This window comes from Streptomyces liangshanensis (genome assembly GCF_011694815.1).
GTDB classification, from domain to species: domain Bacteria; phylum Actinomycetota; class Actinomycetes; order Streptomycetales; family Streptomycetaceae; genus Streptomyces; species Streptomyces liangshanensis.
On the sequence record NZ_CP050177.1, the window covers coordinates 2,450,285 to 2,466,037 of the forward strand.

Here is a 15,753-nt window from a genome sequence, read left to right on the forward strand (position 1 = left end):
GGATATCCTCCTAACTCAAACGGGGGGCATTCGGTCCACGAGCGGCCACTGCCCCGACGACCTGACCTGTCGATGGGGCTGGCGAATGATCGAGGCGATCGGCCTGACGAAGCGCTACGGCGCCAAGACGGCCGTGCACAACCTTTCCTTCCAGGTACGGCCCGGCACCGTGACCGGGTTCCTGGGCCCCAACGGTTCCGGCAAGTCCACAACGATGCGGATGATCCTCGGGCTCGACCAGCCCACGGCCGGGCAGGTCACGGTCGGCGGCCATCCCTTCCGGCAGTTGCCGAACGCGCCGCGCCAGGTCGGCGCGCTGCTCGACGCCAAGGCCGTGCACGGCGGCCGCACCGCCCGTACTCACCTGCTGTCGCTGGCCCAGCTGTCGGGCATCCCGGCCGCCCGGGTCGACGAGGTCCTCGGGGTCGTCGGCCTCCAGGACGTGGCACGGCGGCGCTCCAAGGGCTTCTCGCTCGGCATGGGCCAGCGGCTCGGCATCGCGGCGGCGCTGCTCGGCGACCCGCAGGTGCTGCTGTTCGACGAGCCGGTCAACGGTCTCGACCCCGAGGGCATCCTCTGGGTCCGCAACCTGATGAAGCGGCTGGCCTCCGAGGGCCGTACGGTCTTCGTCTCCTCGCACCTGATGAGCGAGATGGCCGTCACCGCCGACCACCTGATCGTGATCGGGCGCGGGCAGCTGCTCGCCGACATGAGCGTCACGGACTTCATCTCCGCCAACTCCGCGGACTTCGCGCGGGTGCGGACCGCGCCGATCGACCCGCCGCGGCGCGAGAAGCTGACGGCGGCGCTGACGGAGGCGGGCGGCCAGGTGCTGTCCGAGCCGGACGGCGCGCTGCGCGTCACGGGGCTGCCGCTCCCCCGGATCAGCGACCTCGCGCACGAGGCGGACGTACGGGTCTGGGAACTGTCGCCGCACCAGGCCTCCCTGGAGGAGGCGTACATGCGGATGACGCAGAGCGTGGTGGACTACCGCTCGACGTCGGACGCCCTGGAGGGCTTCCAGCCGCCGCAGCAGCAGGGCTGGGGTCAGCACCAGGGGTACGGCACCCCGGCGCCGCCGGTGGTCCAGGAGGCGCCGCAGCAGGGCTGGTACGCGCCGCCGCCGCCCGGACAGAACCCGTACGCGACGACGCCGCCCGCGGGGGCGCCGGCCCCCGCCGTACCGGCCGCGGCTCCCGCGCCGGCCCCGGCCGCTCCTCCCGTAGCCCCCGCGGCCCCCATGGCTCCGGCCGCCCCGGCCGTTCAGACGACGAAGCGCGACAGCAACGAGGACGCCCGATGACGACCCCGTACCAGCAGCACGCTCCGCAGCAGCCGGCCCCGCAGTGGGGCGCGGGCCCGGTGGGCGGTTACGTCTCCCCGATCCCCGTGCGGCGTGCCACGCTCGGCGACGCCGTGGCGTCCGAGTGGACCAAGCTCCGGTCCGTACGTTCCACGATGTGGACCCTCGGCGTGATGCTCGTCCTGATGGTCGGCATCGGAACGCTCACCGCCTGGGTGGTCTCCGCCTCGTCCACCGAGTCGATCAACGACGACGTGCTGACCCTCGGCTTCTTCGGGGTGCTGCTCGGCTCGATCTGTGTGATCACGCTCGGCGTGCTGACCATCTCGTCCGAGTACTCGACCGGCATGATCCGTACGACCCTGACGGCGTGCCCGAGCCGGGTCCGGGTGCTCGGCGCGAAGTCGCTGGTCTTCTTTCTGCTGATCTTCGTGCTGGTCGTGGTCACCACGGCGCTGGTGGGCGCGCTCCAGGTGGCGATCACCGACGCCCCCTCGCCCTCCGGCGAGGTGTGGTTCCGCTCGACGGTCGGCGTCAGCCTCTTCGTCGCGACGCTGGGGCTGTTGTCGCTGGCCGTCGGGGCGCTGATCCGGCACTCCGCGGGCGCGATCACGATCATGATCGGTGTGGTCCTGCTGCCGCTGGTGCTGGCGATGTTCATGTTCGCCGACTCGCTCGACGGGCTGCGGGACGCGCTGTTCAACTACTCGATCCCCAACATGCTCGCGGCGCTCTACGACAACACGGGCGTCTCCACCGACAGCTCGGGACCGACCGGCTGGCTGCCGCTGTGGATCATGATCGGCGTGACGGTGGTCGCGATGACGGGCGCGTTCTTCTCGCTGGACCGGCGCGACGTCTGACCGCGCGGGCGGGTCCGGCCGCCGGTGATTCGTCGGCGGCCGCCGGTGTCGTACCAGCGGGCGGTCGTCAGTAGCGGGGCGCGTTACGGGACCGCTGCACCCGCGAGGTGCGGCGGTCCTTGGCGTTCCAGCACGCCTGGTGCCAGTGCCGCCGGTCCTCCACCCCGCCGTACTCGGGCCAGGCCACCACGTGCGCGACCCCGGAGGGGATCTCCTGGTCGCACCCGGGGCAGCGGTAGCGCTTGCCGGCCGCGCTCGCGCCGGCGACGTGGCGCACGGACCACTGCTCGCCCTGCCAGCCCTCCGTGCGCTGGAAACCGCCGTACCGGTCCCCCGCTTCGCCGGCGGGTTCGGTCGGTTTCTCGCCGCCTTTGGGGCGGTTGCGGCGCGGGGACACAGGACACCTCACGGGGCAGGCAGCACGGTTCAGCTCCAGCGTACGGCCCGTACCCGCGGGCGGGCGTCGCACACGGCCCGGGACAACTCCCACCACAAGGGGGACTTACCGGACAATCGCAAGAACTTTGCGGGGAGCCGTGCCTTTGGCACGTGTCAGGCGTTGTTGCCGGTAGGGGGAGTCGCGTCGGCCGCAAGGAGGCAGAGAGCGATGCGTGTGGGAGCTTTTGTGCTCGCGGCCCAGTTCCCGGGCCAGGGACAGGGTGAGGCGCTGCACCGGGCGGTGCGTACCGCCGAGGTCGGCGAGGAGTCCGGCCTGGACTCGGTCTGGCTGGCCGAGCACCACTTCGTGCCGTACGGCGTGTGCCCGTCGGCCGTCACCCTGGCCGGGCTGCTGCTCGGCAGGACCCGGCGCCTCAGGGTGGGTACGGCGGTCAGCGTGTTGCCGAACGTGCATCCGGTCGCCCTCGGCGAGCAGGCCGCGCTGCTGCACCTGGTCTCCGGGGGCCGGTTCTCGCTCGGGGTGGGCCGGGGCGGTCCCTGGGTGGACCTGGAGGTGTTCGGCAACGGCCTACGGGCGTTCGAGGAGGACTTCCCCGAGTCCCTCGACCTGCTGCTGCGCTGGCTGCGCGAGAGCCGCGTCGGGGCGGCGGGCGACCGGTTCGGTTTCCGTGAGGTCGCCGTCGTACCGCGGCCGGACGAGCTGATGGACGCGCCGGCCCCGGAGGTCGTCGTGGCGTGCACCTCGCCCCGGAGCGTCCAGCTGGCGGGCGAACGCGGCCTGCCGATGCTCCTGGGCATGCACTCGGGCGACGACGAGAAGGCGGAGATGGTCGCCCTGTGGCGTACGCACGCCCGCGCGGCCGGGCACGATCCGGAGGCCTCGCACGTGTCGGCGGGGGTCGCGCAGATCGCGGACACGGACGCGGAGGCGAGGGAGAGCCTCGTCAAGGCGATGCCCGGCTGGCTGCGGCAGGGGCTCGGCGCCCATGTGACCGTGGACGGCCGGGAAAGGACCATGCGGGACCCGGTCGGCTACACGGAACTGCTCTGCGGCATGCACCCGGTGGGCTCCCCCCGGCTCGCCGCCGACCGGCTGGCGGCCACGGCGGAACGTACCGGCATCACGCGCTTCGCGCTGCTCGTCGAGGGCTCCGGCGACCTGGCGTCGACGGAGGGGAACGTACGGCGGCTCGGAGCGGACGTACTCCCCCTGCTGACGTAGGGCCTGTCCGGCGGAGCACCGCCACTCCGCCGATTCAGGCGGCGGAGTGGCGGCACGGGACGTCAGCAGTCCCGGAGTTCGGGGGACTGGTTGAGCAACTGGCCGCGTATCGAGGTGAATCGGGCCAGCCGCTCGTCGACCGAGGGATCCAGCGGGAACACCGCGACACGATGGCAGTTCTGGAAGGCGAGACGCACTCCGAAGTGGCGCTGGAGCGCTCCGCGAATGGCATCACTCGCGAGGGCGCGCAGCAACTGACCACGTGCCTGCTCGTCCGGCGGCGGCGTCTGGTTGTCGGCGAACTGTCCACCGTCCACCTTCAGCTGAGCCACCAGAGAACTGATCATCTCCCACGCGTAGGGCAGGGAGGTCCGGACGCAGTCGACGAAAGCCGCTTCGTCGACCTCGCCTCGCTCGGCCTGTTCCAACAGTGCCGGTGAGACGTCGAGCGACATGAGTTCTCCTCTCGCGACCCCGAAGACCGGGGTCTTGCGGGCACGGAAAGAGGCGACGACGACGCAGCGTGCACGACCGGCGACCTCAGGTATCCACGTTAGGCGCGCAGTCGGGCCCGCACCAGGCGAATGGGAACACAACCGGCCAATAACGAACGGGGCTTCCGGGGCGAATCGCGCGCGACACGACGGGTCGAGTAGCGTTGCCGACCATGCGTCTCGTCATTGCCCGCTGCTCCGTGGACTACGCGGGCCGGCTCACCGCCCACCTGCCCTCCGCGCCCCGCCTCATCCTGGTCAAAGCCGACGGCAGTGTGTCGATCCACGCCGACGACCGGGCGTACAAACCCCTCAACTGGATGTCGCCGCCCTGCACCCTCAAAGAGGATGACGGCACTTGGACGGTGGTGAACAAAGCGGGCGAGAAACTGATCATCACGATGGAGGAGGTCCTCCACGACTCGTCCCACGAACTCGGTGTCGACCCCGGCCTGATCAAGGACGGCGTCGAGGCCCACCTCCAGGAGCTGCTCGCCGACCGCATCGAGACGCTCGGCGAGGGCTACACCCTGATCCGCCGCGAGTACCCGACGGCCATCGGCCCGGTGGACATCCTGTGCCGGGACGCGGACGGCGCGACGGTGGCGGTGGAACTGAAGCGGCGCGGCGACATCGACGGCGTGGAACAGCTCACCCGCTACCTCGAACTCCTCAACCGCGACCCCCACCTGGCCCCGGTGAAGGGCGTCTTCGCGGCCCAGGAGATCAAACCCCAGGCCCGAGTCCTCGCCACGGACCGAGGCATCGGCTGCCTGGTCCTGGACTACAACGCGATGCGAGGCATCGAGGACGACAAACTCCGCCTGTTCTGACGCGACAGGGCCCGACCTGAGCAACAGGCCGGGCCCTTCACGTCGTACGGCTGCCGACGGGACGACCACGACCGGCCGAACTCCCCCCGTCGTGCCGCTGGACGAACACGGTCAGCCAGCCACAGCACCCACCCGTGCACTCGGGCTCACCGAGCACTGCCCGCACCGCCGTGGGCCGACTCGGACGAGTGGGTTTCGGTGCGCAGAAGGTAACCGGCTGTGCGGGCGGGCGTACCGTGTGGCGGGGGAAGGGGAAGATCGTGGATGCCACCTTCAAGACCGTCATCGGCGGCAAGCTCGTGGAGCTGCCCGGCACCATCGCGGGCGTGCGCGCGACCATGGACGCCGGCCGGGCCGCGGAGTTCGATCGCGAGATCGAGCACGTGCCCGCCGACCGGCTTCCCGCGGCTCTGGTGCGCTGGGCGCTGGCCGGGACGGGTGCGGACGACGAGGACGACGCCCTCTTCGAGAGGCTGGCCCGCGGCGAGGACATCGGCGCGCACGATGCCGCTCCGGGCTCGGAGACCGCGTGACCTACCGCCTCCAGTACGCGCCGCCCGCGGAACAGGCGCGCCGCGCCATGCCTCGCGCGTTACAGACCGTCTTCGACGCGGGCATGCGGCGCCTGGCCGCCGATCCGTACGGTCTCGGCTCCACCCCGGTCAAGGCCGACACGGATCGCCGTGACGCCACGGTCGGCGGAGTTGTCGTCCGCTACTACGTCAGCGCGGCCGTGCTGGTGGTGACCGTCGTCCGCGTCGTGTACGTCTGACGACGGCGACGGTGCGTCGCTCTCCAAGGAGGGCTGACTCACCAGTCCGACAACCCGCCCGGTCAGGCGATGACGCCGCCCTGCGTTGTCTGGGTGCTCGTCGGGGTGCCGGCGCTCAGGCTGGGTTGGGAGGAGCTGGCCGTCGGTGGGGTGGAGTCCGACGACGGGGTTTCGCTGGGCGGGTCGGAGGGCGTGTCCGAGGGGGTGTCCGACGGGGTTTCGCTCGGGGTGTCCGAGGGGGTCGTCGGGTGGGACGGGGACTTCGTGGGCGACTTGGTGGGGGTGGACGGGTCGTCGTCCGGGGGTGTCGAGGTGGAGCTGGTGGTCGGGGACGGGGTGTCCGTGGTGGTGGGGGTGCCCGAGGGGGTGCCGGTGCCGGTGGGGGACGGGGGGGCCGCTTCGCCCGGGGCCGCCGCGTTGCCGCCGATGGGGCGGTTGGTCGAGCCCGTTCCCGGCTGGTCCTGCTGCACGCCGCCGTCGCCGTCGTCCGGCTCCAGCGACTGGCCCGGCGTCCCGTGGTCGAGCTGGTTGTTGTCGTTGTTGGACGTCGCGCCCAGGGTCACGACCGTGCCCAGGACGGCGGCCAGCACCGCGCCCGTGCCCGCGGCGACCAGGTTGCGGCGCGCCCCGCCGAAGACCGCGCGGCGTCGGCGGCCGCGCCCCGAGGGCGGGACGGCGACGGTCGGGGTGCCGCCGACCGGGGTGTCGTTGCGGGTGACCAGCATGTTGTTGCCGGCGGACGACGGCAGGGCGGGGAGAGCGGCCACCCCCGCCGAGCCGCCGCCCAGCGCGAGCGCCTTGGGCGTGGTGGGCGGCGCGTCGCCCGGGGTCGTACGGGCGCCGAACGCGTTCCCCGGCACCCCGAAGCCCGACAGGCCCGGCATCCCGGTCAGCCCGCCCTCGCGGTCCGTGACCAGCGCCAGCGCGCGGCGCCCCGCGACCGTACCGCTGCGGTCGGCGACCGCGCCCCGCATGCCGATCGAGGCCTCCAGCTCGGCGCGGGCCCGCTCCAGGTTCCCCACGCACAGCGCCAGGACGCCCAACTCGTGGTGGAAGTACGCCTCTTCCGCGACCTCCCCCGCCAGCCTGGCGGCCTCGGAGCCGGACCGCAGGGCCCGCTCCCAGGCGCCCCAGTGCAGCCCGGCCAGGAACGCGGGCGCGGCGCTGCGGGCGAGCAGGACCGCCGCGCTGGCGTGCCCCGCCTCCGGGCTCGTGACCAGCGGCGCCATCGCGGCGAGGATCGCGTCGGCCTCCGCGGCGGCGCGCTCCGGCGTGACCGAGGGGTGCGCCGACCACCAGGCGTAGTGCTGGGCGGCCGTGTGGGCGTGGGACACCGCGTCCTCGCTGTACCCCTCCGCCTCCAGCTGTACGGCGACGCCGGTCGCCAGCCGGTAGCGGGTGCCGACCGGCGAGATCAGCGCGCACGCCATCAGTTCGCCGAGGGCGGCGTCCGCGTGGGTGTCGCCGATCAGCGCGGGCAGGTGCGCCTGGTGCGGCACCTCGCCGCCGAGCGCGACGGCGAAGCGCAGGGTGGCGCGGGCGGACTCGCTCAGCCGGGAGGCGAGCAGGGCCGCGGGCGCGGCGCCCTCGCCGACGGTGGGCAGCGGCGGGTCGTAGCCGTCGGCGGTGCCGAGGCCCACGACGAGCGGTACGTCCCCGGTGGCCTCGGCGAACGGCTCGAAGTCGTCGATCGCCTCGGCGGACGCGCCGCGCAGGACGTCGCGCTGGCGCAGCAGCGCGCCCGCCTGGACGAAGCGCAGGGGCAGCCCCTCGGACTCGAACCAGAGGTCTCCCGCCCAGTTCGCCTCCTCGTCCGTGAGGGGGCGGTCGACGGCGCGTTCCATCACTTCCAGCGAGCCCCCGCGGCCGATGCCGCCGAGCAGGACCTCGTGGAGGCGCGCGGTGGCGGACGGCGGGTCGGCCTCGGGCGCGGTGGCGAGCAGGTACGCGCACTCGGGCGTCGCGGCGAGCAGCTCGTCGAGGGCCTCCCCGCCGATCTCCAGGTCGTCGAGGAGGACGACGGCCCCGATGCCGTGGACGCGTTCGAGCAGGGCGGCCCGGTCGGGGCGGGAGAGCTCGATGCGGTAGACGGCGGCGTACAGGTCGTACAGCAGCTCGGTGGTGGTGCGGCGGTGTCCGGAGAGCCGGACGACTCCGTCCGGCGCGAGGTCCGCGCACTCGGCGCCGACGGCCTCGATGAGCGCGGTGCGGCCGGATCCGGGCTGTCCTGTGAGTCGTACGGAACGGCCGCGGCCGAGCAGCTCGACCAGTTCCTTGTGCTCGGCGCCGCGCTCCAGGAGCGGGAGGGGCGGCGCGGCGGGCCCCGGCGGGACGGGCGGGCGGCCGGCGCGCTGGAGGGCGGTGCGCTCGGTGGCGCTGCGCCGGATGGGTGCGGCGGGTTTGCGGCCCGGCGGGCAGGGCTCTATCTCCGTGCCGTCGACCGGGTTGACGGTGAGCAGGAAGTCGCCCGATATCAGCTGGACGGTACGGGCGGGGACAGGCGTGGTCGCGCCCGCGCCCTTGATGTGTCCCTGGGGTGGGGTGAGGGGCTCACGCGACGGCCGCTGCTCGTCGGCGCTCCCGGCGGCGCCTTCGCCGTCGTGGCCGTGTTGTTCTTCCGCTCCCCGGCTCATCGGGTCCATCGTGAAAGTCCCCCAGATCGTGGCGTGCGGTTGCCCCCCGGCCTCGCACGCTTGTCTGTCGCTCCGGTCCGGTGCCTGCTCCATGGGTCGGTCGATCCGCAGACGGCCGAAACCCTAGGCTCCGGACAGTATCTACGAACAGGCGGGGTGCTGACCTGCCCAGGAAGTCACGTTCTCGTGAGGATTGTGCGGCGCATCGGGGAGTACGTGCGGCGCGCGGCGGCGCGCGGGCCGCGCACCGGCGGACGTACCCGCCGGTCCGTCACCCACCGGAACGGACCCCTCACACCCGCGGCAGCGACTCCGCCGCGATGCCGCCCTCGATCGCGAGGATGCGGTGGAGCCGGGTGGCCACGAGCAGCCGCTGCATCTGCGGCGGGACGTTGCGCAGCACGAGTCTGCGCCCGCACCGTCCCGCCCGTCGGTGGGCCCCCATGATGACGCCGAGTCCCGTGGCGTCCCAGGAGTCCAGATCGGTGAGGTCGAGCACGAGGTCGCCGGCTCCGCCGTCGACGGCCGAGTGCAGGACCGTACGGGCGTCCGCCGCGCTGCGCACGTCGAGGCGGCCCTCGACGACCAGCTCGGCGTGGTCGCCCCTGATGTGCATATGCGCTCCCCGAGAGTGCTCAGTGCTCCATGGCCTGTTCGGTCTCGCACCCCACTGACTGTCACGCAGCCGTGGAAGTTGCCGTCCGTGAGCGAACCGATACCGAATTCACCCGGTGGGGTGAGGTCGCGACGGCGGTGCGGCTCAGTGCTTGTAGAACCCCTGCCCGCTCTTGCGGCCGATGTCACCCGCGTCCACCATCCGGCGCATCAGCTCCGGCGGGGCGAACTTCTCGTCCTGCGACTCGGTGTAGATGTTCTCCGTGGCGTGGAGCAGGATGTCGACGCCCGTCAGGTCGGCCGTGGCGAGCGGGCCCATGGCGTGTCCGAAGCCCAGCTTGCAGGCGGTGTCGATGTCCTCGGCGGACGCGACGCCCGACTCGTAGAGCTTGGCCGCCTCCACGACGAGCGCGGAGATCAGCCGGGTGGTCACGAAGCCCGCCACGTCGCGGTTGACCACCACGCACGTCTTGCCGACGGACTCGGCGAACTCCCGCGCGGTGGCGAGCGCTTCGTCGCTGGTCTTGTACCCGCGGACCAGTTCGCACAGCCGCATCATCGGCACCGGCGAGAAGAAGTGCGTGCCGACGACGCGCTCCGGACGGTCCGTCACGGCGGCGATCTTCGTGATCGGGATGGCCGAGGTGTTGGAGGCGAGGACGGCCTCGTCCCGTACCAGCTTGTCCAGCTGACGGAAGATCTCGTGCTTGACGTCCAGCCGCTCGAACACGGCCTCCACCACGAGGTCCGCCTCCGCGACGGCGTCCAGGTCGGTGGTGGTGGTGATCCGGCTCAGCGCGGCGTCGGCGTCGGCCTCCTCCAGGGTGCCCTTGGCGACGAACTTGCCGTACGAGGCCCGGATGCCATCGATCCCGCGGGCCAGCGCCGCGTCGGTGACGTCACGCAGGACGACGTCCCAGCCCGCCTGGGCGGAGACCTGCGCGATCCCGGACCCCATGAGTCCGGCCCCGATGACGGCGAGCTTCCTGGCCACGACACACCCCTTGAATCGCCCCGGTCTTAACGCCGGGTTTACATTTGCGTGCTCTGCCGGAGGTTAGCGTTCGCGGGCGGCCGGATGGCGGCGAAGAGATGCGCGTCACGTCTCACATGACGGACATCACACCGGAGGGGGTCATCAGGGGCCCCGTACCGGGCACTTGAGCGGGTTGTCCCCCGTACGGCGCAGCACCTCGGGGGGCCTCACTACCCTGGTCGTATGGTCAATCTGACGCGCATCTACACCCGCACCGGCGACAAGGGCACGACGGCGCTCGGCGACATGAGCCGTACGGCCAAGACCGATCCGCGGATCGCCGCGTACGCCGACGCGAACGAGGCCAACGCCTGCATCGGGACGGCGATCGCGCTGGGCCGGCTGCCCGAGGAGATCGTGAAGGTCCTCGTCCGCGTCCAGAACGACCTCTTCGACGTGGGCGCGGACCTGTGCAACCCGGTGGTGGCGGAGCCCGAGTACCCGCCGCTGCGGGTCGAGCAGGCGTACGTGGACAAGCTGGAGCGGGACTGCGACCGCTTCCTGGAGGAGGTGGAGAAGCTCCGCAGCTTCATCCTGCCGGGCGGCACGCCGGGCGCGGCGCTGCTGCACCAGGCCTGCACGGTCGTGCGGCGCGCGGAGCGCTCGACGTGGGCGGCGCTGGAGGTGCACGGCGACACGATGAACGCCCTGGCGGCGACGTACCTGAACCGCCTCTCCGACCTCCTGTTCATCCTGGCCAGGGTGGCCAACAAGGAGGTCGGGGACGTGCTCTGGGTGCCGGGCGGCGAGCGGTAGGACGGGGCGGGGCGCCGAGGGGCGCCGCGCTCAGCGCTCCTCGCGGGAGCCGGCCGTGACCGCCGGCTCCTTCTTCGGCCAGAGGGTGTACGTCAGGGCGATCACGCCGTGGATCCCGGCGGCCCGCAGCGCGGTGAACTGCCACTGCCTCAGCGAGCCGGTGTCGCCCCCGTCGCCGACGTACAGGACGGCGAGCTGGAGCAGGGCGACCGCGACCGCCGCGCCCAGCAGCGTCCGGAGCCACATCTTGGCCTCGTGCGCGGCGCGGGCGGTCCCGTAGCGGGGCGGCCTGCGCGGGGGCGGGCCGCCGGCGAAGCGGTGGGCGACGTGCCCGTCGATCCACCGGATCGTGTAGTGCCCGTACGCGACGGTGTAGCCGAGGTAGAGGGCGGCCAGGCCGTGCTTCCAGTCCGGGGCGGCGCCGTTCCTGAGGTCGACGGCCGTGGCGACCAGCAGGACGAGCTCCAGCAGGGGTTCCAGGAGCAGGACCGCGGCCCCCAGGCGCCGCTTCCCCGCCGCGTACCGCAGCGCCAGGCCGGCGGCGAGCAGCACCCAGAAGCCCACCTCGCAGACGATGATCAGGGTGACGATCACGGGGGTTCCTCTCGGTGGGGTGGGGGCCGGCGCGCCTCACGGACACGACCCGGACGGGCACGACCCGGACGAGCGCGACCCCGACGGATACGCCCCGGCCCGACACCGTCCAGCCTGCCGACCGGCCGCCGCCCCGGCGTCGTCGCCGGTGACGAATCCCCACTGCATCTTTCGATGTACCCGCCACTCCCCCGGCACGCCGACGCCACCACCCCGCACGCCGTGTTTCATGGAGGCATGACCGCCTCCCTCCGCCCGGGCCGCGCCGTCCGGCCGCACCGCGACGACGTGTTGATCGCCTCGGCGGGGCTCCTGGGCGGCGTCGTGCTGTGGGCGGCGGGGGTCCACACCCAAGGGCCCCGCCTGTGGAACGGCGCCTGGGTGCTGGTGCCCGTGGTCGTCATGGCCGCGATGGAGCCGCTCCGCAGGACCGCGCCCGCGACCGCCCTCGCCGTCGGCACGCTCGCCCTCGTCGCGGACCAGTTCACCCGGGGCAGCGTCGCCACCGTCGTGATGTTCACGGATCTCGTGTACGCGGCTGTCCTGTACGGGACCCCGGCCGCCGCCCGCCGGGTCCCGCGCGTCACGGGTCTGCTCACGATCGCGGCGACGGTCGGGTTCCTCGCGTGGTTCCGTACGGCCGACGCCCTGCTCATCGGGATCGCCCTCGGCGTCGTCGGCTTCACGCCCGCCGCGACGGGCGCCCTCGTGCGCAACCACCGGGACGCCGCGGAGACGGCCCGGCTGCGGACCCGGCAGGTGGCGTTGCTGGCGGAGATCGACCGGAGCCAGGCGGTGACGGCCGAGCGCGCCAGGATGGCCCGCGAACTGCACGACATGGTGGCCAACCACCTGTCGGCGATCGCGATCCACTCCACGGCCGCGCTCTCGCTGGACGACGCGCGCACGACCCGGGACGCGCTCACCGTGATCAGGGAGAACAGTGTGGAGGGCCTCGCGGAGATGCGCCGGCTGATCGGGATCCTGCGGGACAGCGGCGGCGGTGACCCGGAGCCGGCCGCCGCGCCGAGCCTGCGCGCCCTGGACTCCCTGTTGGCGCAGGCGGGCACCAACGGGGCCGCCAGCGGGCTGGAGTTCGTCCTCGACGACGGGCTGCCCGGGGGTCGTGCGCTGCCCGCGCCGGTCGAGCTGGCCGCGTACCGCATCGTGCAGGAATCGCTGACCAACGCCCTCAAACACGCCTCTCCGGGGCGGGTGTTCGTCGGGCTGGCCGTCGAACCGGTCGACGGCGCGGAGGAGTTGACCGTAACGGTGGAGAGTCTGTACGGGGACCGGCCAGGACCCCGGGCGCCCGGCTCGGGAGCGGGTCTGGTGGGGATGCGGGAGCGGGTGGCGCTGCTGGACGGTGTGTTCGCGGCCGGGCCCGTCACCGACGGCGGCGGGCGGAGGATCTGGCGGGTACGGGCCCGGGTGCCCGTCGGGACCACCGGGACCACCGGGACCACCGGGACCACCCGGATCACCGGGACCGCCGGGCTTCTCGGAGCCGCCGGGAGCGCCAGGAACGCCGGGAAAGTACGGGAGGGGCGATGACGATCCGGGTGCTGGTGGCCGAGGACCAGTCGGCGGTCCGCGCGGGGCTGGTCCTCATCCTGGGCAGCGCGCCGGACATCGAGGTGGTCGGCGAGGCCGCGGACGGCGAGGAGGCGGTGGCCCTGGCGCGTGAACTCCGGCCGGACCTGGTGCTGATGGACGTGCAGATGCCGCGTCTCGACGGGGTGGCGGCGACCCGGCGGGTGGTCGAGGAGGGGCTCGCGGACGTGCTGGTGCTGACCACCTTCGACCTGGACGCGTACGTCTTCGGGGCGCTGCGGGCCGGGGCGGCGGGCTTCCTGCTGAAGCACACCGAGGCCGCGGACCTGCTCACGGCGGTACGGACGGTGGCCCGCGGCGAGGGTCTGATCGCACCGGCCGTCACGCGCCGCCTGATCGCGGAGTTCGCGTCCCCCACGGCGTCCTCCACGGCGGCGCGTGCGGGGAGCGCGGCGGACCCGGCCGTACTGGAAGCGCTTACCCGCAGAGAGCGTGAAGTGCTCTCGTGCCTGGGCGACGGGCTGTCGAACGCTGCGATCGCGGTACGCCTCGACATGGCGGAGGCGACGGTGAAGACGCACGTCAGCAGGGTGCTGGGCAAGCTCTCGCTGCGCAGCCGGGTCCAAGCGGCCATGCTCGCGCAGGAGTTGGGTGTGTAGCCCACCTATCACCGTCGGTGGTCTGGACCTATTGACGATTGGTCCAGACCTTCCTACTCTCACCGCACACACTGCGGTGAGCCGACGTGGTGTGCCCAGTGCACGGACCACCCCCGAATTGTCCGGTACTCACTCCACCGAGGAGCACCTTTGAACATCCCACCTGCTCTCAAGAACAGGTTCAGATCGAGAGCCGTCGCGGGCCTCACCGCGCTGCTCCTGCCCCTGGCCGCCATGGTCGGGCTCGCCGCCCCCGCCGAAGCCGCCACGTCGGCCACGGCCACCTTCTCCAAGCCCTCCGACTGGGGCTCGGGCTTCGAGGGCAGGTGGACGGTGAAGAACACCGGCACCACGACCCTCTCCTCCTGGACCGTCGAGTGGGACTTCCCCGCCGGCACCACCGTGACCTCCGCGTGGGACGCGGACGTCACCGGCTCGGCCAACCACTGGACGGGCAAGAACAAGACCTGGAACGGCACGCTGGCCCCCGGCGCGTCCGTCACCTTCGGCTTCAACGGCACCGGCTCGGGATCGCCCTCCGGCTGTAAGCTCAACGGCGCCTCCTGCGACGGCGGCCCGAGCGTCCCCGGCGACGCGCTGCCCTCGGCCCCCGGCACCCCCACCGCCAGCAACATCACCAACACGGCGGTCACGCTGAACTGGTCGGCGGCGACGGACGACAAGGGCATCAAGAACTACGACGTCTTCCGTAACGGCACGAAGGTCGCCACGGTCACCGGCACCTCGTACACCAACACCGGCCTCACCGCCGGCACGGACTACTCGTACACCGTCCAGGCCCGCGACACCATCGACCAGGTGGGCCCCGTCAGCGGCGCCCGCGCGGTCCGCACCACCGGCGGCTCCACGGACCCCGGCACCCCCGGTACCGGCAGCAAGATCAAGCTCGGGTACTTCACCGAGTGGGGCGTCTACGACCGGAACTACCACGTCAAGAACATCGTGAGCTCCGGTTCCGCCTCGAAGATCACGCACATCAACTACTCCTTCGGCAACGTCACCGGCGGCAAGTGCGTCATGGGTGACGCGTACGCCGCGACGGACAAGGCGTACACCGCCGACCAGGCCGTCGACGGTGTCGCCGACACGTGGGACCAGCCGCTGCGCGGCAACTTCAACCAGCTGCGCAAGCTCAAGGCCGCGAACCCGAACATCAAGGTTCTCTGGTCCTTCGGCGGCTGGACCTGGTCCGGCGGCTTCACGGACGCCGTGAAGAACCCGACCGCGTTCGCGCAGTCCTGCTACGACCTCATCGAGGACCCCCGCTGGGCCGACGTCTTCGACGGCATCGACCTGGACTGGGAGTACCCGAACTCCTGCGGTCTGTCCTGCGACGCCAGCGGCCCGAACGCGTTCAAGAACATGATGCAGGCCATGCGGGCGAAGTTCGGCCCGAACTACCTGGTCACCGCGGCCGTCACGGCCGACGGTTCGGCCGGCGGCAAGATCGAGCAGACGGACTACGCCGGCGCTGCCCAGTACATGAACTGGTTCAACGTCATGACGTACGACTTCTTCGGCTCCTTCAACGCGGCGGGCCCGACGGCGCCGCACTCCCCGCTGACCTCCTACACCGGCATCCCGCAGCAGGGCTTCACCTCGGCCGACGCGATCGCCAAGTTCAAGGCGCAGGGCGTCCCGGCGGCCAAGCTGCTGCTCGGCATCGGCTTCTACGGCCGCGGCTGGACCGGCGTCACGCAGGCCGCCCCGGGCGGCACGGCGACGGGCGCGGCGCCCGGCACGTACGAGGCGGGCATCGAGGACTACAAGGTCCTCAAGAACACCTGCCCGCCCACCGGCACCATCGCCGGGACGTCGTACTCCAAGTGCGGCTCGAACTGGTGGAGCTACGACACCCCGGCGACCGTCGCGGGCAAGATGGCCTGGGCCAAGCAGCAGGGCCTGGGAGGCGCGTTCTTCTGGGACTTCACCGGTGACACCGCCAACGGCGAACTGGTCACGGCGATCAGCAACGGTCTCCAGTAGGACCGACCCGGTT

16 protein-coding genes are annotated in these 15,753 nt (G+C 72.3%); 10 read left to right on the forward strand and 6 right to left on the reverse strand.

From position 1 onward, the window contains the following. The first annotated feature begins 85 nt into the window (after positions 1-85). Together HA039_RS10305 and HA039_RS10310 are read left to right on the forward strand one after the other, a co-directional pair. Positions 86-1,303, forward strand: a complete 1,218-nt coding sequence (locus HA039_RS10305) for an ABC transporter ATP-binding protein (RefSeq protein WP_167027042.1) — start codon at positions 86-88, stop codon at positions 1,301-1,303. Then, complete coding sequence (locus HA039_RS10310) at positions 1,300-2,166, forward strand: ABC-2 family transporter permease (RefSeq protein WP_167027045.1); 867 nt, start codon at positions 1,300-1,302, stop codon at positions 2,164-2,166. The genes HA039_RS10305 and HA039_RS10310 overlap by 4 nt, the downstream gene beginning before the upstream one ends. 67 nt (positions 2,167-2,233) lie before the next feature. Here the strand turns inward: HA039_RS10310 and HA039_RS10315 are convergent, their stop codons facing one another. Further along, a complete protein-coding gene (locus HA039_RS10315; RefSeq protein WP_167027048.1) occupies positions 2,234-2,563 on the reverse strand; it encodes an ATP/GTP-binding protein in 330 nt (109 codons plus the stop codon). Positions 2,564-2,773: 210 nt separating this feature from the next. Between HA039_RS10315 and HA039_RS10320 the strand changes: the two genes are divergently transcribed. Next, positions 2,774-3,787 (forward strand): LLM class flavin-dependent oxidoreductase, encoded by a 1,014-nt coding sequence (locus tag HA039_RS10320; protein ID WP_167027051.1) that lies wholly within the window; start codon positions 2,774-2,776, stop codon positions 3,785-3,787. A 62-nt stretch (positions 3,788-3,849) separates the two neighbouring features. Here HA039_RS10320 and HA039_RS10325 read toward each other — a convergent pair whose 3' ends face one another. After that, entirely contained in the window at positions 3,850-4,242 is a 393-nt protein-coding gene (locus HA039_RS10325; RefSeq protein ID WP_167027054.1) for an SCO5389 family protein, read from the reverse strand. A 212-nt stretch (positions 4,243-4,454) separates the two neighbouring features. Between HA039_RS10325 and nucS the strand changes: the two genes are divergently transcribed. The 3 genes from nucS to HA039_RS10340 all read left to right on the forward strand — a co-directional run bounded on the left by nucS (position 4,455) and on the right by HA039_RS10340 (position 5,886). After that, positions 4,455-5,114 (forward strand): endonuclease NucS, encoded by a 660-nt coding sequence (nucS, locus tag HA039_RS10330; RefSeq protein ID WP_208298577.1) that lies wholly within the window; start codon positions 4,455-4,457, stop codon positions 5,112-5,114. A gap of 260 nt (positions 5,115-5,374) precedes the next feature. Then, positions 5,375-5,647 carry a hypothetical protein gene (locus HA039_RS10335; RefSeq protein WP_167027060.1) on the forward strand — a complete coding sequence of 91 codons (273 nt, stop codon included), beginning with the start codon at positions 5,375-5,377 and terminating at the stop codon, positions 5,645-5,647. Next, a complete protein-coding gene (locus HA039_RS10340; protein ID WP_167027063.1) occupies positions 5,644-5,886 on the forward strand; it encodes a hypothetical protein in 243 nt (80 codons plus the stop codon). Before HA039_RS10335 ends, HA039_RS10340 begins: the two co-directional genes overlap by 4 nt. A 62-nt stretch (positions 5,887-5,948) precedes the next feature. Here the strand turns inward: HA039_RS10340 and HA039_RS10345 are convergent, their stop codons facing one another. The 3 genes from HA039_RS10345 to HA039_RS10355 form a co-directional block, all read right to left on the reverse strand. Next, positions 5,949-8,528: an ATP-binding protein gene (locus HA039_RS10345; RefSeq protein WP_167027066.1), complete on the reverse strand. Its 2,580-nt coding sequence runs from the start codon at positions 8,526-8,528 to the stop codon at positions 5,949-5,951. A gap of 283 nt (positions 8,529-8,811) precedes the next feature. After that, positions 8,812-9,135, reverse strand: a complete 324-nt coding sequence (locus tag HA039_RS10350; RefSeq protein ID WP_167027069.1) for an STAS domain-containing protein — start codon at positions 9,133-9,135, stop codon at positions 8,812-8,814. Positions 9,136-9,279: 144 nt separating this feature from the next. After that, on the reverse strand, positions 9,280-10,128 hold the full coding sequence (locus tag HA039_RS10355) for a 3-hydroxyacyl-CoA dehydrogenase family protein (RefSeq protein WP_167027072.1): 849 nt from the start codon (positions 10,126-10,128) through the stop codon (positions 9,280-9,282). 225 nt (positions 10,129-10,353) lie between these two features. Here HA039_RS10355 and HA039_RS10360 point away from each other — a divergent pair, with 225 nt between their 5' ends. After that, positions 10,354-10,926: a cob(I)yrinic acid a,c-diamide adenosyltransferase gene (locus tag HA039_RS10360; protein WP_167027075.1), complete on the forward strand. Its 573-nt coding sequence runs from the start codon at positions 10,354-10,356 to the stop codon at positions 10,924-10,926. A 30-nt stretch (positions 10,927-10,956) separates the two neighbouring features. On the opposite strand, the gene HA039_RS10365 is transcribed toward HA039_RS10360, so the two are convergent. Continuing rightward, on the reverse strand, positions 10,957-11,520 hold the full coding sequence (locus HA039_RS10365) for a hypothetical protein (protein WP_167027078.1): 564 nt from the start codon (positions 11,518-11,520) through the stop codon (positions 10,957-10,959). A gap of 237 nt (positions 11,521-11,757) precedes the next feature. On the opposite strand from HA039_RS10365, the gene HA039_RS10370 reads away from it, so the two are divergent. From HA039_RS10370 to HA039_RS10380, 3 genes are all read left to right on the forward strand, one after another. After that, positions 11,758-13,074, forward strand: coding sequence for a sensor histidine kinase (locus tag HA039_RS10370; protein ID WP_243869324.1), 1,317 nt, complete (start codon positions 11,758-11,760; stop codon positions 13,072-13,074). After that, positions 13,071-13,733 carry a response regulator gene (locus HA039_RS10375; protein WP_167027084.1) on the forward strand — a complete coding sequence of 221 codons (663 nt, stop codon included), beginning with the start codon at positions 13,071-13,073 and terminating at the stop codon, positions 13,731-13,733. Before HA039_RS10370 ends, HA039_RS10375 begins: the two co-directional genes overlap by 4 nt. Before the next feature lie 234 nt (positions 13,734-13,967). Further along, positions 13,968-15,740, forward strand: coding sequence for a glycoside hydrolase family 18 chitinase (locus tag HA039_RS10380; protein ID WP_167036536.1), 1,773 nt, complete (start codon positions 13,968-13,970; stop codon positions 15,738-15,740). Positions 15,741-15,753 lie beyond the last annotated feature (13 nt).